The following is an 18,716-nucleotide window of genomic DNA, read 5'->3' as shown; positions in this document are numbered from 1 at the left end:
CGGGAAACGATCCGCAGCGATGAGCACCATGGTCTCCCGATTCCACCCGGACCGCGATCCCTTGCGGCCGCCGCCCGCGCCCGGGTTGGGACGCGGCTTCAGTTTCGCGATCGTCGCCCACGTGCTGCTCGTGGCCGCCTTGAGCTTCGGCGTGAGCTGGCGTTCGGCGCCGGTGCCGGCGATGGATGCGGAACTGTGGTCCGCCATCCCGCAGGCCGCCGCGCCCAAGGAGCAGTTGCCGACCGAACAGCAGCCCGAACCGCCCAAGCCTCAGCCCGAGCCTCCGAAGCCGCAACAACCGACCCCGCAGGAAGTCCAGGCCGAGCGCGACGCCGACATTGCGATCGCCAAGGCCAAGGAACGCAAGCTCAAGGAAGAGCAGGCGCAGCGCGAGGCCGAGGACAAGCGCAAGGAACAGCAGCGCAGGAAGGACGAAGCGGACCAGAAGGAACGCGACCGCAAGGCCAAGGAAGAGCAGGCGAAAAAGGACGAGGCCAAGGACAAGGCCGCCGACAAGGCCAAGGCCGAGAAGGCGCGCAAGGACGCCGAGGCCAAGGCCGAGGCGCAGCGCCAGGAGAACCTGCGCCGCATCCAGGGCATGGCGGGCGGCACCGGCGCGCCGGGGGCGACCGGCACGGCCGCGAGAAGCTCGGGACCGTCGGCCAACTACGCCGGCCGGATCAAGGCCCGCGTGCGTCCGAACATCATCTACAACGATCCGGGTGGCGATTCGAATCCGGAAGCCGAAGTCGAGGTGCGCACGGGGCCCGGCGGCTCGATCATCGGGCGCAAGGTCGTCAAGTCGAGCGGCCTGCCGGACTTCGACAGCGCCGTGCTGCGGGCACTCGACAAGACCGAGACCTTCCCGGCGGACACCGATGGCACCGTGCCCAAGGTGATGATCATCACCTTCCGCCCCAGGGAATGACGGCCGTCTCCGCGGTCTGGACGGTCTCGACGCGGGCCAGCCACCCGCGCGAGACGCCCGCCGACAGCCAGGCGCTGAAGTCGAAGGCGGTGCCGACCGCCAGCAGGGCGCGCTCCAGGTCGAACCCGGCACGCAGCGATTCCAGCCAGCGCGTCGTCAGGCCGTCGAGCGCGATCGACCGGCCGCCCCACCCGTCGCGCCACACCATCAGCGAGGCGCGCGGCCCGTCGCCGAAGGACTCGCCCGCCAGTTCGAGCAGGGCCTGATCACCGGCGGTGTCGCCCCCATGCAGCGCGACATGGTCCGCCAGCACGAGCCGCACCGATCCGGCCGGCAGGCGACCCAGCAGCGCCAGCGAGTTCAGGTCCTGCCGCGGTTCCTCGATGCGGGCCACCCGGTGCAGTTCCCATTCGACCCGGGCCAGCGCCGTCCAGAGCGGCGGCAGTCCTTGCGCCTGCGCCCCGGCGAGCAGCCCGATCAGCGCCTCGCCCCACTCGCCCAGATCGCCGTCGACCGGCGGATGATGCCGCCAACAGGCCCAGGCCAACGCGGAGAAGCTGCCGGACTGGTGCTCCTCCACGCGATCGCGCAGACGCGGATACACCGCCGCGAGCGCGCGCTCGGCCTGGGCGCTGCCATGCGCCTGGTAGGCGCGCAGGACCCGCGGCACTCCCCCGTCGATACCGGCCGGCGCACGCAGGCCGGCGGGCGTCTGCAACGCGGCATCCGCGCCCGGCGGGGTCAGCAGCGCCGCGATCAGGCCGGACTGCAGGTCGGCCAGCGCCGTGCCGGCGACGCAAGAGCCGATGGTCTGCATGTCCGCGCTTGGCTTCGTCGCCGCCTTCCCTGGGACCGCGCCCCGGCGCCCCCCGCGGTCCCCGGCCTGCGCCGCCGCCCGCGCGGCCTCCAGGCGCGACGATGGCCGCGGCGGCGGCGGCGCGATGTGTTCCCGATCGAACGCGGACTGCGCCGTCCGGGCCCGAGCGACCTCCTCGCACAGCACCGCGAGCGCCGGCAGCGCGTGGTCCCGTTCGATCAAGGTCGGCCGGGCGCCGATGCGCGCCAGCGCGTGGCGGTACAGCGCCCACACCGGCTCGCCGACGTCACCGCCATGGTCGGCGACGACCATCCCCTCCGCCCGGGAATGGCCCGACAGGTGGTACTGCCCGACCGCGGACGCGTCCACGCCGTCCAGCCAGGCGAGGCTCTCCCGCAACGCGGCCTCCTCGTCACGCCCGCGGTTGAGCGCGTTGACGAACAGGCTGGTCAGATCGAGCAGCAGACCGCAGCCGGTGCCATCCGCCAGGGCGTTGAAGAAATCCGTTTCGCGGATCGTGTCCTCCTCCCAGGCCAGGTAGGCGCCGAGGTTCTCGACCAGGATCTGGCGCCCCAGGCACTGCTGGACCGTGTCGACCTGCGAGGCCAGCAAGGACAGGCCGCGCGCGCTGAACGGCACGGGGAGCTGCTCATGCGCGTGCACGGTCGCGAGGCCATTCCGCGCCCGCGCGAATCCGGCGTGTTCCGACACCGCCGCCGGCTTGACCGCCTCCACCAGCGCGCGTACGCGCTGAAGGTGGCGGACGTCGACGCCGGCCGCCGACCCCAGGCCCAGTCCCGTGCCGTGCAGGCTGATCGGGAATCGCCGGGCGGCGTCCAGCAGGAGCTGCCGCCGGGCGACGCCGGGGGCGAGGAAGTCCTCGGTGGGCACTTCCAGGAAGTCCAGATCCAGGGGACCCCGCGCCATCACCTCGCGGTAATGGGGCTGACGCCAGCCGATCCCGACCGCGACCGGCCACAAGGTGGCGCCCCGCCTCATCGGGCGCCCTGCGGGGCGTACGCCCATTCGTCGGGCGCGCGGTCCCCCGCCGAGGGGCCGGCGCATTCGTGGGGCCCGGCCTCGATCAGGTCGTAGCGGGCCGCCCGGGCCCGTCCGCCCTGGCCGACACCCGAAGCGCCCGCGGACAGGGCGGCCGTCAGCGCCGCGAGCACGATCTGGCGAATGGTCATGGATGACTCCGATGAGCGGGGCCATGCCCGCAGAGGTGGAAGGCGGCGCGCGCGATACCCGACATCTCCATCGGCCTCGCCACGCCTGGGCCCTCAGTTGGGCCATCCCGTCCCCTGGCCCTGCGCGCCACGGCGGTTCGTTGACATCGGTCAAGCGCCGGGGCGCCGTCCCGAGAACCGTCAGGGAATTCGCGCGCTCGCCCGCCGGCCCTCAGTCCAGCTGTCCGCCGCCCGCACGGATCTCCTGCGCGGTGACGGCCAGTGCCACGGCCAGCCGCGTCGCCGCGACCAGCGTGGTCAACGGCAGGCTGGGCGCGCCGGGATGGCGGGCGGCCTGCTCCGGCAGATAGGGGATGTGCATGAACCCGCTGCGCACGTCCTGGCCGGCCAGCCGATGCTGCAGCCCGTAGAACAGGTGATTGCAGACGAAGGTGCCCGCCGTCTGCGAGACCGACGCGGGATATCCCGCCGCCCGCAGCCCGGCGACGATCGCCTTGATCGGCAGCGTGGAGAAGAAGGCCGCCGGACCGTCCGCCACGATGGGTTCGTCCACCGGCTGCGCGCCGGCGTTGTCCGGGATGCGCGCATCGTCCACGTTGATCGCGACACGCTCCAGCGACAGGTCGCAGCGGCCGCCGGCCTGGCCGATCGCCAGCACCATCGCGGGCCGCACGCGCAACAGCGCCTCGTCCAGCCGCTGCAGCGCCTCGCCGAACACGCAAGGGAGCTGCACGGCCACGACGCGAGCGCCGGCGATCACCTCGCCGTTGAGCGAGCGCGCCAGTTCCCAGGACGGGTTGATCGCTTCGCCGCCGAACGGGTCGAAGCCCGTGACCAGGAGGTTCTTCATGGGGACAAGTCTAGACGCGACGCCTGACCCCCCGGGCGCCATCCGGCGCGTTCGCACACTGCGCCAAGCAGGCATGCCACCTGCTTATCTGGGTAGTGACCCCTCTTCAAACGGGTTAATCTCCCGCCTCGAGACTGTCCAGATACAAATTCCCGCGGAGACCGCCAGATGACCGACCCGTCCGTGCCGCTTCAATGGCCCACAGCCCAGCCAGGCAGCGCGCCAGCGGAAGCGGCACCGCAGTTCGAGTGGCCCACGCCCCCCTTCGCCGCGTACCCGCGGCCTCGTCCGCAGCGCGAACCCCAGGCCTGCGAGATCATGGGATTGAACGGCAGCCGCACGGTCGGCAAGGTGATCCTGATGGTCCCGTCGGAGCGGCTGGCGCAGGTCGTCGTGCCGCCGGCGCGCAACGCGATGCCGCTGAAGTTCTCGCAGTTCAAGGCGCTCAAGCTGCTGCACGCGATCGAGGTCCCGCCGCGCGATCCGGCCACGATGAACGACGCGATGTCGCTGGACCAGCGCCCGCGCAGCGACTTCAAGCTGGTCTACCAGGGCGGCGAGGAACAGAAGGGGACGACCATCGGTCACCACGAGACCGATCTGGGCCTGTTCCTGTTTCCGCCGGTGAGCGAGACCAGCGACTGGGTGCGCTGCATGTTCGTGCCGCGCGAGGTGCTGGTCAGCTTCGAGGTCGGCGAGCGCATCGGCGACCTGCTGGTGCGCCAGGAAGTGGCCACGCAGGCGCAGGTCGACGCCGCCGCCGATGAACAGCGCGAACTGCGCGACCGCCGCGTCGGCGACATCCTGGTGGCGACGCACATCGTCAGCGCCGAGCAGCTGATGCAGGCGATCGAGCAGCAGGCCAAGATGCCGATGGTGCGCATCGGCGAGGCGCTGCTGGCGCTGGAGCTGGTCACGCAGCCGCAGCTGGACGAGGCGCTGGCGCAGCAGAAGCAGGACCGTTCCGTGCCGCTGGGCGAGCTGCTGGTGCGCAAGGGCATCGTGACGCGCGCGCAGCTGCAGTCGGCGCTGGCGCGCAAGATGGGCTATCCGCTGGTCGACGCGGACAACTTCGCGATCGAGCCGGACTCGGTGCGCAAGCTGCCGTTCTCCGTCGCCAAGCGACTGGAAGTCCTGCCGCTCGTGCTGCGCGACGGCCGTCTGATCGTCGCGATGGAAGATCCCACGCGGCGCGACTGCATCGACGAGGTCGAGTTCATCACCCAGCTCAAGGTGGTGCCGGCGCTGGCGCGGCTGGGCTCGCTGATGTTCGCGATCCCCTCGGCCTATGAGCGTTTCGGCAACCAGCCGGTGTCCGCCCTGGGCAGCGCCCTGCCCGCGCTGACGATGGACTTCGAGCTCGACAGCTCCGACAAGCTGATCGAGACGCTGGAGCGCGAAGGCCAGGAGCAGTCCGCCCGCGAGACGGCGCGCGAAGAGGAGAAGGACCGGCAGATCGAGCAGAGCGACAACTCGCTGGTGCGCCTGATCAACACGATGATCATCGACGCGCACAACCAGAACGTGTCGGACATCCACATCGAGACCTACCCGGGCAAGGAGAAGGTCAAGATCCGCTTCCGCAAGGACGGCGTGCTGCAGCCTCACCTGGAGCTGCCGCACACCTACCGCAGCGCGCTGATCGCGCGGATCAAGATCATGTGCGACCTCGACATCTCCGAGCGTCGCAAGCCGCAGGACGGCAAGATCAACTTCGCCAAGTTCTCGGAACGCCACAAGATCGAGCTGCGGGTCGCGACCATCCCGACCAACAACAGCCTCGAGGACGTGGTGATGCGGATCCTGGCGTCGGCCAAGCCGATCCCGATGGAGAAGCTGGGGTTCTCGGAGCGCAACCTGCGCGAGCTGAAGGCGGCCTCGGAGCGGCCGTACGGCATGGTGCTGTGCGTCGGCCCGACGGGGTCGGGCAAGACGACGACGCTGCACTCGGTGCTGGCCAACATCAACACGCCGGAACGCAAGATCTGGACGGCCGAGGACCCGGTCGAAATCACGCAGGCGGGCCTGCGCCAGGTGCAGGTCAATCCGAAGATCGACTGGACCTTCGCCAAGGCGCTGCGCGCCTTCCTGCGCGCGGACCCGGACGTGATCATGGTGGGCGAGATCCGCGACGAGGAAACCGCGGAGATCGCGGTCGAGGCCTCGCTGACGGGTCACCTCGTGCTCTCCACGCTGCACACCAACAGCGCGCCGGAGACGGTCACGCGGCTGCTGGACATGGGCATGGATCCGTTCAACTTCGCCGACTCGCTGCTGGCGGTGCTGGCGCAACGGCTGGTGCGGCGCATCTGCCCGTCCTGCCGCAAGTCCGAACCGATGTCGGACGCGACCCTCAACGAGCTGCTCGACGACTACCTGCATGTGTTCTCGGCCGACAACCGGCCGGACCGCGAGAAGGTCCTCGCCGAGTGGAAGGGCCAGTACGGCCAGCCCAACCTGCTTCAGTACCACTCGCCCGGCTGCGACAAGTGCGACCACACCGGCTTCAAGGGCCGCGCGGGCCTGCATGAGCTGCTGACCGTCACCCGGCCCATCCGCCGCCTCATCCAGACCGGCGGGCGCGCGGAAGAGCTCATGCATCTGTCCATGTCCGAAGGCATGACGACGCTGAGACAGGATGGGATCGCGAAAGTCCTGCAAGGGGTCACGACGCTCGGCGAGGTCCGGTCGACCAGCAACCAGTAGCCGCCCGTCGCGGGGCGCTGCCGCGAGGTGGCATCGCGAGTGGCCGGCGAGTGGCCCGCGAGTGACTATTCGGCCTTCAGGTCGTGATCGCGCAGCATGATGGGCTCGCGAGAGCCGCCGGCGACGCGGCGTCGGACGATTCCGCCGAGTTCGTCGGCGTGAGCCTCATAGGTCTGCAGCGGATCGTCGTTCGTGCCGTTGGGGCTGTAGCGATAGTGCAGCGTCTCGCGCCGGACGGAGGCGCCGATGAATTGCTCGCCAACGAGCACCCAGAAGCGGATGGATCCGGAACTCGGGTCGTAGAACGCGGCTGGCTTCACTCTGTCTCCTGACGCTGACGCATCACCATGGGAGATCAGGTTGCGGGCATCCGCCCGCGCCGTCTGTGCACCGGCACACACAGGCCGGCGCCGGCGCCGTCCCATTCGGCCCATTCGGCCCATTCGGCCCTTCCTGGCCTTTCGGACTCAGGCCGCGACGGCCTGGGCATCGGCAGCCTTGAGCTGCTGCACCAGCGCGACGTACTCGCTCATGGCCTGCTCGCGCGGCCGACCTTGGAGGCTCGCCCAGGCGTCGTACTTCGCCCGCCCCACCACGTCCAGGACGCCCGGCCGCTCGCCCGAGGCGTCGCCGAGGCTGCCCTGCTTGTACAGCGCATACAGCCGCAGCAGACTGGCCTCATCGGGCGCCCTGGCGAGCGTCCGGGACAGCGCGGCCGCGGCCTCGAAGGCCGCTTCGGCCGGGCTGGGGCCATCGGGCACGGGCTCGCCGCCGAAGTGCGCGTCCTCCAGCGCGGGCTCGTCCGGGAACCATCGCGCCTCGATCAGCCGCCCCTGATGCAGGCTGATCGCCAGCACGCCCTGGGAGGCCAGTGAACCGGCCTTCAGCGTCGTCGGCAGCACCGCCATGCCGGCATTGAGCACCGGCGTGCCGAAAGCGGTGAACGTCAGCCCCTCGCCCGCCCAAGCCTGCAGGCGCGCCAGGCCCTTGCCGCCGCGGAAGATGCCGGTGCTGCGGTTGTGGCCCGGCTGGTACCAGGCGAAGTCGGGGATGCCGCGCTCGTACAAGGCGGCCAAATCGGCGCGCTCCAGATCCGCGCGGACGGCGGCCAGCAGCGCATCGATCGCCTCGCGGCTCATGCGCGGATCGTCGCGGCTCATGCCCAGGCCGGCGTCGCTGGCGCCGAAGAATTCCAGGGTGCGCTGGGCGACGATCTCCTTGTCGTTGTCCACGCAGATCAGGTGATAGCTGTTCTCCAGGATCACCATGCGCGCCTGGCCGGCGCGCTTGCCTGCGCCGATGTGCTCGACGAGGAAATTGGCGGAGCGGACGCTGGTCAATTCATCCTCGCGCGCATGGATCACCAGCGTGGGACAGGGGATGCGGGTCAGGTCCTTCCTCACGAAGCGGCGCAGGCGATCCACCTCGCGGATGCAGGCCAGAGGGACCCAGCTGTAGGCGAAGGCATCGCCGCGCTCGAACTTGGCGCGCACGATGGCGCGCAGCTGATCGTTCTTGATGCCGTAGGGATCCTCCTCGTCCACGCGCATCCGGTCCGTCACGCCTGGCACCAGGTACAGCAGGTGGCGCAGCCCGCGATACCAGGGCGTGGACCAGCCGTCGATGAAGACCGGCGGCGCCAGCGCGACCAGGCGTCCCTTGTCGTGCCGTTCGCGCTTGCAGGTCTCGATGGCCAGCAGCGAGCCCATGCACATGCCCATCACATGGAGCACCTCGTGCTGGTCGACGATCTCGCGGTACTTGGCCCGGACCGCCTCCAGCCAGTCCTCGGCGCGCACGCCGAGCAGGTCGGACGGCTGACCGCCATGGCCCGGCAGCGTGATCGAGTAGGTGACGAAGCCTGCGTTCTTCAGGCGCTTGTGCATCGAGCCCAGGTCGTACTGCGTGCCGCAGAGGCCGTGGATCAGGAAGACGGCCGGCTCAGCCATGGGGCTTCTCCCCGGCCGCCAGACTCAGCAGGGCCACGACCTGCTCGACCCGACCGTCGCCGCCGGGCACCGCGGCCAGCCGCTCGCGCACGCGCTGCACCTGTCCGCCCGGCAGGCGCAGCGTGTAGGCCTGCTCGCTGGAGGCGCGCACGCCCTGCGCCACCGCCTGCCAGGCGGCTTCCACCAGGCCGCGTTCCGCGGGGTCGATCAAGTCGAGCCATTCCTGGATATTGACGGCGGCCGATGCCACGCGGCCCAGGACCTGGTCGGCACCCGCCCCCCAGGTGGCCCGGCCGGTGGTGGCGTCGTACTCGACGCTGGCCACGCCCACGGCCCGCAGCGTGCGCTCGTAACGCAGGTGCCACTCGTCGGCGCGGGCCAGCGCGGCGCGGCGCCCCTCGGCCAGCGCGCGGGTCACCAGCAGCACGGCCGCCCACACCATCACGAAGCCCTGCACCTCGACGACGGCCTCGCCGCGGAAGCTTTCATGCCATGCTGGACACCTCGACACCGGCGAACGCCAGTGCCGGACCGACCCCGAGCCGGTGATCCACCAGGCCCCACACGGTCGCGGCCACCCCGGCACCCGCCAGGAGCGCCGGCCAGGCCCAGCGGGCGGTGACCAGCAGAGCGGCGAACGTGATGCCGCTGCTCAGCCAGACCAGCGTGGTCTGCGTCGCGGCATGGGCCATCGACCGCGACAACAGGGCCGCCGCCAGCCACAGCAGGGCCACCAAGGCGGCCTTCATCAGATGTTGCATTGATGCTCCCTCACGCCCAGGTCGCGGAGCAGGATAGCGTGAGGATTTGCGTCAGGGCAAGCGCGTCAGGTCTTGCCGGGCCCGCGCCGCATGACTCGCCGCGGCGGCTGCGGGGAGTTGTGCAGCGTTTCCCTGGACCGGGCCTCTCCGTTGCCGACGACTGAGGCCGGCGCACGGTGCGATGATGGGCGCGAGCACGAGCGCGCCCGTTTCCGGACTGAGCGCTGTACAGGTGTCGCAGGGCCGCTGCGCCCCTGCGACTCGATCGATGAGACGGTCGCCGGTTGGAAGCCCGCGATCGCAAGGGAGAGGAGAACCATGGCGAGTCTGGACTTCGAGGGCGAGAAGGCACAGTTCCGTGTGTTCTACGACGCCAATTCGGCGATGCTGGAGAACGCCAGCAGGTCGCTGGTCAGCCTCCTCACGGATCTGCTCCCGCAACTCGGCTCGGTGCCCTTCTCCAAGATCGAGTCGCGGCTGAAGGACCGCGAGGAGTGCATCAAGAAATTCAATCTCAAATACCGTCAAGCCCTGGAAGCCGGCTCGACGGCGTACGAGATCAGGAACCACTTCAGCGACCTGGTCGGCCTGCGCATCGTCTGCCTCTATGAGGACGACATCGAGAAGATCGGCGCGATTCTCCAGAGCGAGTTCGAGGTGGTCGAAGTCACCGACAAGATCTCGACCATCGAGAACACGGAGGCCTCGTTCGGCTACAAGGGCCTGCATTTCGATCTCAAGCTCAAGAACCCGCGGCTGGAGTTGCCCGAGTACCGGGCCTATGCGGACCTTCAGTTCGAAGTGCAGGTCCGGACGATCGTGCAGGACTCCTGGAGCGTGCTGGATCACAAGATCAAGTACAAGAAATCCATTCCCAACCATCTGAAGCGCCGGATCAACACGCTGGCCGCGCTCTTCGAGCTGGCCGACCGGGAGTTCCGGCAGATTCGGGACTCCACCGACGAGGAGATCCAGAAGGAGGAAGACGAGCCGGCGGAACCTGCCGACGCCGCGGTTCCGGACGGCACCAACGGTATGGTGCGCGTTGAGGCGCCGCGTACCGCGCCTGCCGCATCCCCGGCCATCGAGCGTCGCAGCGCGCAGCTCAACGCATTCAATTTCCTGAAGATCGCCAGCCATTTCTTCCCCGCCTTCGACTTCGAACCGCAGAAGGTGGATGGCTTCGTTCAGGAGATCGTCACGGCGCAGCCGTCCATTTCACGCTCGGAGTTCAACCAATACCTGCGCGAGAACATCGGCATCGTCAAACGGTACCAAGTGCACTTTGAAGAGGGTTCTGAAAACCGGATGAACCCCTTTACCGTCATCCGTCACAGCCTCTATCTCGGCGACAAGACGCTGTTCCAGGGCATCCTGACGACGCTTGCCAGGAAGAAATTCGAGAAGTGGCTCTCCGTCCCGGCCGTCGAGGAGCTCTGACGCATGGCTGCCGGGCAGGCGCAAGACCTGGCCCTAGCAGTCCAGCAGCGCCAGGATAGGCGCCGCCATCCGCGCCGCCGCGCCGCGGTGCGCCGCGGCGAAGGCTGTAGCCGCCGCAGCCATCGCATCGCGCTCGTCCGCCTTCGTGAGCAAGGTCAACGCCTGCGCCAGGCCTTGCGAGAGCGTCTCAACACGGCGCGCAGCGCCGGCCTGCAGCGACAGCTCGGCCGCCTCGGCGAAGTTGAAGGTGTGCGGCCCCATGAAGAGCGGGACGCCGCAGGCGGCCGTCTCGATGAGGTTCTGGCCGCCCAGCTTCTCGAAGCTGCCGCCCAGCAGCGCGACCTCGGCCAGGCCGTAGTACAGCGCCATCTCGCGCATCGAATCGCCCAGCCACACGTCCGCCACGCCAGCGCTCAACGGCGGCGTGGCGATGTCGCCGGTACCGAAGGCGCTGCGTCGTGCGAGCGTGAGGCCCGCATCGCCGACCATCGCAGCGATCTCGTCGAAGCGCTGCGGATGCCGCGGCACGATCAGCAGCAGCGGTGATCCCGCCGCCGCCCTCGCCTGCGATGCCGCCTGCCAGGCGGCCAGCATCGCGGCCTCCTCGCCTTCCCGGGAGACGGCCAGCATCACCACCGGCCGATTCAGTCCGCCGCGCCAGGCCCGACCGCGCGCGAGCAGCGCCTCATCGGGCTGAAGATCGAATTTCAGGTTGCCGCAGACGCGGACGTCCTCGACGCCGGCCTGCCGCAGGCGGTCCGCATCGTCAGCCGTCTGCGCCAGCGCCAGCCGGAGGCTGCGCGCCGCCGGCGCAAGCAGCGCCGTGAACTTCTCGCCTCGCCGCAGGCTGCGCGCGGACAACCGTGCGTTGGCCAGGACCATGGGCACGCCCGCCCGTTGCGACTCGTGCTGCACGTTGGGCCAGATCTCCGTCTCCATCAGCACGCCGACCGACGGCCGCGTGCGCTTCAGGAAACGGCGCACCGCGCCCGGCGTGTCGAAGGGCAGCCAGCGCTGCGTGTCGCCCTCGCGCAGCAGCGCGCGGCCGGCCTCCCGGCCGGTCGCCGTCGTGTGCGTGAGCAGCAGCCGCAGGCCCGGACGCTCCTGTCGCAGACGCTCGATCAGCGCCGCCGCCGCCCGCGTCTCGCCGAGCGAGACCGCATGCACCCAGACCGCGCCGGGCGCGATCGCCTCGCCGAAGCCGAAGCGCTCGCCCGGATGCGCCGCGTAGAGCGGCTCCTGGCGCCCGCGCAGGAACAGGCGCAGGAAGTACGCCGGCGAGGCGAGCCTCAGCACCGTGCTGAAGACGCCGCGCGCCAGGCGCTCCTTGAACGAATCGGCGGGCAAGGGACGATCAGTGGCCGGCGGTGAAGGTGATGTCCGGTTTCACGCGCTTGAGCTGGGCCAGCACTTCCTTCTGGATGCGCTCCAGCGCTTCCTGCGTGTGGCCTTCGAAGCGCAGCACCAGCACCGGCGTCGTGTTGGACGCGCGCACCAGGCCGAAGCCGTCGTCGTATTCCACGCGGATGCCGTCGATCGTGACGATGTTCTTGGCGTTCGGGAACTCGGCGATCTCCTTGAGCTTGGCGACGACCTCGTGGTGCTCGCCTTCCTTGCAGGGGACGTTCAGTTCCGGCGTGTTCACGCTGTTGGGCAGGTCGTGCAGCACCTGGCTGGGGTCGTCGCTGCGGGAAAGGATTTCCAGCACGCGCGCGGCCGTGTACATGGCGTCGTCGAAGCCGTACCAGCGCTCGCCGAAGAAGATGTGGCCCGACAGTTCACCGGCCAGGGGCGCGCCGGTTTCCTTCATCTTGGCCTTGGCCAGCGAGTGACCCGTCATCCACATCAGCGGCTTGCCGCCGTGCTCTTCGATCCACGGGCCCAGGCGTTGCGAGCACTTGACGTCGAAGATGATCTCCGAGCCCGGCAGCCGCGTCAGGATGTCCGCGGCGATCAGCATGATCTGGCGGTCCGGCATGATCATCGTGCCGTCCTTGGTCACGATGCCCAGGCGGTCCCCGTCGCCGTCGAAGGCCAGGCCGAGTTCCGCGTCGGTCGCATGCACGATGCGCTTGAGGTCCTCGAGGTTCTCGGGACGCGAAGGATCCGGATGGTGGTTGGGGAAGTCGCCGTCCACCTTCGAGAAGATGTCGATCACCTCGCAGCCCAGCGCGCGCAGGATCGCCGGAGCGGTCGCGCCCGGGATGCCGTTGCCGCTGTCGACCACGATCTTCATCGGGCGCGACAACTTCGCATCCTTGACGATGCGGCGGGTGTATTCGGGGATCACGTCCATCTGGCCCACGCGGCCGTTACCGGTGGCGTAGTCCTCGGCCTCGATGCGGCGCTTCAGGCCCTGGATCTGCTCGCCGTAGACGGCAGCCCCCTTCAGGACCATCTTGAAGCCGTTGTAGTCCTTCGGGTTGTGGCTGCCCGTGACCATGATCCCGGAGTTGCAGCCATGCTTGCCGCGCGTCGCGGCCACGTAATACAGCATCGGCGTCGTGACGGCGCCAATGTCCACGACATCCAGCCCCGTCGACTTCAGACCGCGGATCAGGGCAGCCACCAGCGACGGGCCCGACAGGCGACCGTCACGACCCACGGCGACGGCCTTCTCGCCGAGCTGGACCGCCTCGGTGCCGAAGGCCTTGCCGAGCGCCTCGGCCAGTGCCTCGTCCAGCGTCGTGCCCACGACCCCGCGGATGTCGTACGCCTTGAAGATGGATGCGTGAACTTGCATGTGCTTCCTTGCAGCAATGGTGGAGATTCGAAACTGGGGCGCATTGTAGGCAGCGCCTATGAGAGGTCCGTGTAACCCGGTGCACGGAGGCCCGGAGAGGGCAATTCCCGGGCCAGGGTCCTCCAGGGACATGTCCGAAAACGGCGAGAACCGCCGGACATCGACTCCTATGATCCTTTCCATGGACTTCCTCCTCGACCCCGACCACTGCTACCCGGCCCTGCTGGCGCGCGACGCCCGTTTCGACGGCCAATGGTTCGTCGGCGTGACCTCGACCGGCGTCTATTGCCGACCGATCTGCCGGGTGCGCGCGCCGCGGCGCGAGAACTGCCGGTTCTTCCCCAGCGCCACGCTGGCCGAGGCCGCCCGCTTCCGCCCCTGCCTGAAGTGCCGACCCGAACTGGCGCCCGCCGCACGCCCGTGGAGCACGATGGACGCCGCCGCGGTGCTCGCCCGCGAAGCCGCGCGCTGGCTCGACGAGTGCGCGCCGGAAGAAGCCTCGCTGCCGGCGCTCGCCGCACATCTCGGGGTGAGCGAGCGCCATGTCCGGCGCGTCTTCACCGTCGTGCACGGCGTGGCGCCGCTGCAGTACCTGCAGACCCGACGGCTGCTGCTGGCCAAGCAGTTGCTGACCGACACGCGCCTGCCGATCGGCGAGGTCGCCCTGGCGGCAGGCTTCTCCAGCCTGCGCCGCTTCAACGCGGCCTTCCAGGAGCACTACCGGCTGAGCCCGACCGCCCTGCGCAAGGGCGGCGCGGAGGCCGAGACCAACGCGGCGGGCTCCGCGCTCGACACCGCCGAACTGCGCCTGGATCTGCGCCCGCCGCTGCTGAGTTCGGCGCTCCTGAATTTCCTCGCCGCCCGCGCGGTGCCAGGTGTTGAGCAGGTCGACGTCGAGCGCCTGACGGTCTCGCGCAGCGTGCGCTTCGTGCGCGCCGGTCAGCCCGATGTGCTCGGCTGGTTGTCCGCGCGGCTGCCCGCCGACGGCGACGAGCGACCGCGCGTGCGCCTGTCGTTGAGCCCCTCGCTGTGGCCGGTGATCGCGCCGTTGATGCCGCGCCTGCGTCGCTGGCTGGATCTGGACGCCGATCCGCAGGCCATCGCGACCGCGCTCGGCGAGACGCTCGGCCCTGCCGCCGCCGGGCTGCGGCTGCCGGGAACGCTCGACCGCTTCGAACTCGCGATCCGTGCCGTGCTCGGCCAGCAGGTGACGGTCGCCGCCGCGCGCACGCTGGCCACGCGATTGATCGTCAAGTTCGGCGAGCCGCTGCCCGACGCCGCCGGCGCGCCGCCTGGCATCACGCATGTGTTCCCGATGCCGGCCGCGCTGGCCGCCGCGACGGTCGACGACGTCGCCCCGCTGGGCATGCCCGGCCGCCGGGCCGAAGCGCTGATCCACCTCGCCCGCCAATGGCCGACGCTGGCCTTCGCCCACGGCCGCGGCACCGTGGAGGACGCGATCGCCGAACTGGCCGCCCTGCCCGGCCTGGGTCCCTGGACCGCGCACTACATGTTGATGCGCGGCTGGAGCTGGCCTGACGCCTACCTGCCGGGCGACGTGATCCTCAAGCAATGCCTCGAGGAACGCGCCGGAACGCCCCTGCGACCGCGCGAACTGATTGCCGCCGCCGAGCATTTCGCGCCTTACCGCAGCTACGCCGTGTTGCAACTATGGCGGGATGCCGCAACGAAGTCCGCCGCTGCCAAGGCCGCTCGAAGTCCATCGAGGACTGTGGGGCCGGAATGAGGCTGGGGGTTCCCGGACGGGATGCCCCCTGCCTCGTGGAGAGCCCGCGCTTGGCCCAGCGGAGTTGGGGGGCCTTCCGTCAACCAGGAGAGACACGATGAAGCACGACCGCCACACCGCCTGGACCGAGACCGACACCCCGCTCGGCCGCCTGATGATCGCCCGCAACGCCGACGGTCTGTCGGGTCTGTGGTTTGAAGCCCAGAAGTACCACCCGGGCGCGCTCAGCGCTCCTCGCGACGATGACGACGCCGTGCTGCGGGACACCGTCGCGGCGATGAAGGACTACTTCGCGGGTCGCGTCGCCGTGATGCCGCCGATGTCGCCCTCGGGGACTGTCTTTCAGCAGGCCGTGTGGCAGGCGCTGCTCGACATCCCGGCCGGCGAGACCGTGACCTACGGCGAGCTCGCCGGTCGTCTGGGCCGGCCGGAAGCCGTGCGTGCGGTCGCCGCGGCGGTGGGCCGCAACCCGGTCTCGGTGCTGATCCCGTGCCACCGCGTCGTCGGCGCCGACGGCAGTTTGACCGGCTACGCCGGCGGCCTGCATCGCAAGGAAGCCCTACTGACAATCGAGGGCGGTCTTCCGACTACGCTTCGCCCCTCGCCTTCCGACAAGCCGGCCCCGCGCCGGGACAACAAACCCAGGGTGACCGCGTGAAGCGAAACGATCTGATCGAACTGCTGGTCCTGGCCGCCATCTGGGGCTCTTCTTTCCTGTTCATGCGAGTGGCCGCGCCGGAATTCGGCGCCGTCGCGACGGCCGCCGTGCGCGTGGCCGGGGCGTCGCTGTTCCTGATCCCGCTGCTGGGACTGCGCGAAGGTCTCGGCGACCTGCGCACCCACTGGAAGCCGCTGCTGCTGGTGGGCTTCCTGAACAGCGCGCTCCCGTTCGCCCTGTTCAGCTACGCCGCGCTGTCGATCAACGCCGGCATGTCCAGCATCCTCAACGCCACCGTCCCGATGTGGGGCGCGCTGGTGGCCTGGGCCTGGTTCGCCCAACGCCTGAACGGCTCGCGGCTGCTGGGCCTGGCGCTGGGCTTCGCCGGCGTGATCGTGCTGGCCTGGGACAAGGCGTCGTTCAAGCCGGGCGGTGGCGGTCTGGCGATCATTGCCTGCCTGGCGGCCACCCTGAGCTACGGCCTCGCCGCCAACGCCTCCAAGCGCTACCTCTCCGGCGCCAGCCCGCTGGCGGTCGCCACCGGCAGCCAGTTCGCCGCGGCACTGCTGCTCGTCCTCCCGGCCTGGGTACTGCGTCCGGCGGCGCTGCCGAGCGGCCACGCCTGGGGCGCGGTCGCCTTGCTGGCGTTGATGTGTACCGGCGTGGCCTACATCCTGTTCTTCCGGCTGATGAAGCACGTCGGGCCGACCAATACGATCTCGGTGACCTTCCTGATCCCGGTCTTCGGGCTGCTGTGGGGCTGGATCTTCCTCGGCGAGACGCTCAGCGCCGGCATGGCCGCCGGCTGCCTCGTGGTGCTGCTCGGGACCGCGCTGGCGGTGGGCGTGCTCAAGCTGCCTTCGGCCGCTCCGCCAGCGACGCCTCCAGCGAGGTCCTGAGGATCCGGTCCGACAGGCCCGGCGCCGCACCGGCGCAGGCCCGGGCCAGGATCATCCCGCCGACCATCGTCGACAGGACCTGGATCGCGCGGGCCTCGTCCTCCGCGGTCGGCTCGTCGACCACGGTGCCGTCGGGCCGGTGCACGGCCAACTCATGCAGGTAGGCGGCGATGCCGCCGCTCATCGATTCGCGCAACAGGCCGCCGTCGCGCGCCGCGTCGACGGCCAGCGCCGCCATCGGGCAACCGGCGCCCGGCGCGTCGCGATGCGCCGCGCCGAAGTAGCGCTTGAGGAACGGCTGGTAATCGCCGTCATGCCTGGCCAGTTGCGCGCCCAGCCGCGCCAGCGAGCCTTCGAAGGCCACGTCGCAGGCTTCGGCGGCAAGCTCCTCCTTCGACGCGAAGCGCCCATAGAAGCCGCCGTGCGTGAAGCCGGCCTCGCGCGAGATCTCCGCCAGTCCGACGCCGGCCACGCCGCGCTCGCGGTACAGCTTGGACGCCGCGTCCACCAGCGCCTTGCGGTTGGCGGCGGATTGCTCTTTGGTGACTTTCATGATGAGCGCCATTGTAGAAATCCCGCCCGCAATGTCCCGCCGGGGCGCGATGCCACGATTTTGAATAGGGTCATCATCAAACCTGAAGCAGCCTTCGGGAATGCCGATACGATGGCGGACGTCATCAAAACCAATTCTGCCCATCCACCGCCCGGACGCCGCACGCGGCGTCCCCGGTCAAGAAGGATCGCCGCATGCTCGCCGCCGCCATGTCCCGCCGCCTGACCCATCGGGGTCTCCACTTCAGCTGGGTGATCGCCGGGCTCACCTTCCTCACAATGCTCTTCATGTCGGCCGCGCTGGGCCTGCCGGGCGCGATGCTGCAACCGCTCGCGACGGAGTTCGGCTGGTCCACCAGCCAGATCTCGTCGGCGCTGGCCTTGCGCTTCGCGCTCTTCGGCTTGATGGGACCGTTCGCGGCGGTGCTGATGGAGCGCTTCGGCGTGCGGGCCGTCGTCAGCGTCGCCCTGGGGCTGGTCGGCGGCGGTATGCTGCTGGCGGGTCTCGTCACGCAGCTGTGGCATCTGGTCGTGCTGTGGGGCGTGGTGCTGGGTCTGGGCAGCGGGATGACGGCGCTGGTGCTGGGCGCCATCGTCTCCAACCGCTGGTTCGCGACGCGCAAGGGCCTGATCATGGGCGTCCTGACCGCCAGCGCCGCGACCGGCCAGTTGATCTGCCTGCCCATCGCCGCCTGGATGATCGAGCGCTGGGGCTGGCGCGCGCCGCTGCTGCCGCTGGCCGTGCTGTGCCTGGCGGTGATGAGCCTGGTGCTGCTGTTCATGCGCGACCGGCCGTCGGACGTGGGGCTCGCGCCCTACGGCGCCGATCCGGCCGCCGCCGCGGCGCCTGCTGCGCCCGCAGCGAAGGTGGGCTGGCTCACGCCGTTCACCGCGCTGCGTGAAGCGTCGACGCAGCCCACCTTCTGGCTGCTCTTCGGCACCTTCTTCATCTGCGGGTTGTCGACCAACGGTCTGGTGCAGACCCATTTCATCTCGCTGTGCGGCGATTACGGCCTGGCGGCGGTGCCGGCGGCCTCGGTGCTGGCGATGATGGGGATCTTCGACTTCATCGGCACCATCCTGTCAGGCTGGCTCAGCGACCGCTACGACACCCGCAAGCTGCTGTGCTGGTACTACGCGCTGCGCGGGCTGTCGCTGCTGTGGCTGCCGAACGCGGAGTTCACGCTCTACGGCCTGTCGCTGTTCGCCGTGTTCTACGGCCTGGACTGGATCGCGACGGTCCCGCCGACGGTGCGCCTGACGGCGGAGCGCTTCGGCGCGGCGAAGGTCGGGATGGTGTTCGGGTGGATCTTCGCGGGTCACCAGATCGGCGCGGCGGTCGCGGCCTACGGCGCGGGGCTCAGCCGCAGCCTGCTGCTGAGCTACGCACCGGCCCTGTACGTCGCCGGCGCAGCCTGCCTGCTGGCGGCGGTGATGGCGATGGTGATCCGCCGCAAGACCGCGGCGGCCTGAAGG

The 18,716-nt window shown here is 69.9% G+C and carries 17 protein-coding genes; 7 read left to right on the top strand and 10 right to left on the bottom strand.

Features of this window, described 5'->3' with window-relative positions; translation table 11 throughout:
• Positions 1–19 precede the first annotated feature (19 nt).
• The gene (gene tolA / locus PV762_RS05605; protein WP_421034041.1) at positions 20–928 is read left to right on the top strand and encodes a cell envelope integrity protein TolA; all 909 of its coding nucleotides are present in this window, start codon (positions 20–22) and stop codon (positions 926–928) included.
• On the opposite strand, the gene PV762_RS05600 is transcribed toward tolA, so the two are convergent.
• The 3 genes from PV762_RS05600 to pcp form a co-directional block, all read right to left on the bottom strand.
• Positions 906–2,744 carry a DUF692 family multinuclear iron-containing protein gene (locus tag PV762_RS05600; RefSeq protein WP_421034040.1) on the bottom strand — a complete coding sequence of 613 codons (1,839 nt, stop codon included), beginning with the start codon at positions 2,742–2,744 and terminating at the stop codon, positions 906–908. The two genes, tolA and PV762_RS05600, sit on opposite strands and share 23 nt — an antisense overlap.
• Positions 2,741–2,935, bottom strand: coding sequence for a hypothetical protein (locus tag PV762_RS05595; RefSeq protein WP_421034039.1), 195 nt, complete (start codon positions 2,933–2,935; stop codon positions 2,741–2,743). Before PV762_RS05595 ends, PV762_RS05600 begins: the two co-directional genes overlap by 4 nt.
• A gap of 211 nt (positions 2,936–3,146) precedes the next feature.
• Positions 3,147–3,785, bottom strand: a complete 639-nt coding sequence (gene pcp, locus PV762_RS05590; protein WP_421034038.1) for a pyroglutamyl-peptidase I — start codon at positions 3,783–3,785, stop codon at positions 3,147–3,149.
• 168 nt (positions 3,786–3,953) lie between these two features.
• On the opposite strand from pcp, the gene PV762_RS05585 reads away from it, so the two are divergent.
• On the top strand, positions 3,954–6,491 hold the full coding sequence (locus PV762_RS05585; RefSeq protein WP_421034037.1) for an ATPase, T2SS/T4P/T4SS family: 2,538 nt from the start codon (positions 3,954–3,956) through the stop codon (positions 6,489–6,491).
• Positions 6,492–6,556: 65 nt separating this feature from the next.
• Here the strand turns inward: PV762_RS05585 and PV762_RS05580 are convergent, their stop codons facing one another.
• From PV762_RS05580 to PV762_RS05565, 4 genes are all read right to left on the bottom strand, one after another.
• A complete protein-coding gene (locus PV762_RS05580; protein ID WP_421034036.1) occupies positions 6,557–6,811 on the bottom strand; it encodes a hypothetical protein in 255 nt (84 codons plus the stop codon).
• Between the two features lie 147 nt (positions 6,812–6,958).
• Positions 6,959–8,440, bottom strand: a complete 1,482-nt coding sequence (locus tag PV762_RS05575; protein WP_421034035.1) for an acyl-CoA-binding protein — start codon at positions 8,438–8,440, stop codon at positions 6,959–6,961.
• The gene (locus tag PV762_RS05570; RefSeq protein ID WP_421034034.1) at positions 8,433–8,951 is read right to left on the bottom strand and encodes a hypothetical protein; all 519 of its coding nucleotides are present in this window, start codon (positions 8,949–8,951) and stop codon (positions 8,433–8,435) included. Before PV762_RS05570 ends, PV762_RS05575 begins: the two co-directional genes overlap by 8 nt.
• Entirely contained in the window at positions 8,926–9,201 is a 276-nt protein-coding gene (locus tag PV762_RS05565; protein WP_421034033.1) for an MASE1 domain-containing protein, read from the bottom strand. The genes PV762_RS05570 and PV762_RS05565 overlap by 26 nt, the downstream gene beginning before the upstream one ends.
• Before the next feature lie 90 nt (positions 9,202–9,291).
• On the opposite strand from PV762_RS05565, the gene PV762_RS05560 reads away from it, so the two are divergent.
• Entirely contained in the window at positions 9,292–10,641 is a 1,350-nt protein-coding gene (locus tag PV762_RS05560) for a GTP pyrophosphokinase (RefSeq protein ID WP_421034032.1), read from the top strand.
• A 33-nt stretch (positions 10,642–10,674) separates the two neighbouring features.
• On the opposite strand, the gene PV762_RS05555 is transcribed toward PV762_RS05560, so the two are convergent.
• Positions 10,675–11,988: a 3-deoxy-D-manno-octulosonic acid transferase gene (locus PV762_RS05555; RefSeq protein WP_421034031.1), complete on the bottom strand. Its 1,314-nt coding sequence runs from the start codon at positions 11,986–11,988 to the stop codon at positions 10,675–10,677.
• Positions 11,989–11,995: 7 nt separating this feature from the next.
• Complete coding sequence (locus tag PV762_RS05550; protein WP_421034030.1) at positions 11,996–13,384, bottom strand: phosphomannomutase/phosphoglucomutase; 1,389 nt, start codon at positions 13,382–13,384, stop codon at positions 11,996–11,998.
• Positions 13,385–13,565: 181 nt separating this feature from the next.
• On the opposite strand from PV762_RS05550, the gene PV762_RS05545 reads away from it, so the two are divergent.
• From PV762_RS05545 to PV762_RS05535, 3 genes are all read left to right on the top strand, one after another.
• Positions 13,566–15,131: a DNA-3-methyladenine glycosylase 2 family protein gene (locus PV762_RS05545; RefSeq protein ID WP_421034029.1), complete on the top strand. Its 1,566-nt coding sequence runs from the start codon at positions 13,566–13,568 to the stop codon at positions 15,129–15,131.
• 97 nt (positions 15,132–15,228) lie between these two features.
• Positions 15,229–15,789, top strand: coding sequence for a methylated-DNA--[protein]-cysteine S-methyltransferase (locus PV762_RS05540; protein WP_421034028.1), 561 nt, complete (start codon positions 15,229–15,231; stop codon positions 15,787–15,789).
• Entirely contained in the window at positions 15,786–16,688 is a 903-nt protein-coding gene (locus PV762_RS05535; protein WP_421034027.1) for a DMT family transporter, read from the top strand. The genes PV762_RS05540 and PV762_RS05535 overlap by 4 nt, the downstream gene beginning before the upstream one ends.
• Here the strand turns inward: PV762_RS05535 and PV762_RS05530 are convergent.
• A complete protein-coding gene (locus tag PV762_RS05530; protein WP_421034026.1) occupies positions 16,639–17,241 on the bottom strand; it encodes a TetR/AcrR family transcriptional regulator in 603 nt (200 codons plus the stop codon). The two genes, PV762_RS05535 and PV762_RS05530, sit on opposite strands and share 50 nt — an antisense overlap.
• 194 nt (positions 17,242–17,435) lie before the next feature.
• Here PV762_RS05530 and PV762_RS05525 point away from each other — a divergent pair, with 194 nt between their 5' ends.
• Positions 17,436–18,713, top strand: a complete 1,278-nt coding sequence (locus PV762_RS05525; RefSeq protein ID WP_421034025.1) for an MFS transporter — start codon at positions 17,436–17,438, stop codon at positions 18,711–18,713.
• Positions 18,714–18,716: the final 3 nt, after the last annotated feature.

Origin of the sequence: Mitsuaria sp. CC2 (assembly GCF_048957715.1) — a bacterium.
Taxonomy (GTDB): domain Bacteria; phylum Pseudomonadota; class Gammaproteobacteria; order Burkholderiales; family Burkholderiaceae_C; genus Roseateles.
The sequence above is the reverse complement of the archived record's forward strand: the minus strand, read 5'-3'. Positions and strand labels throughout refer to the sequence as shown.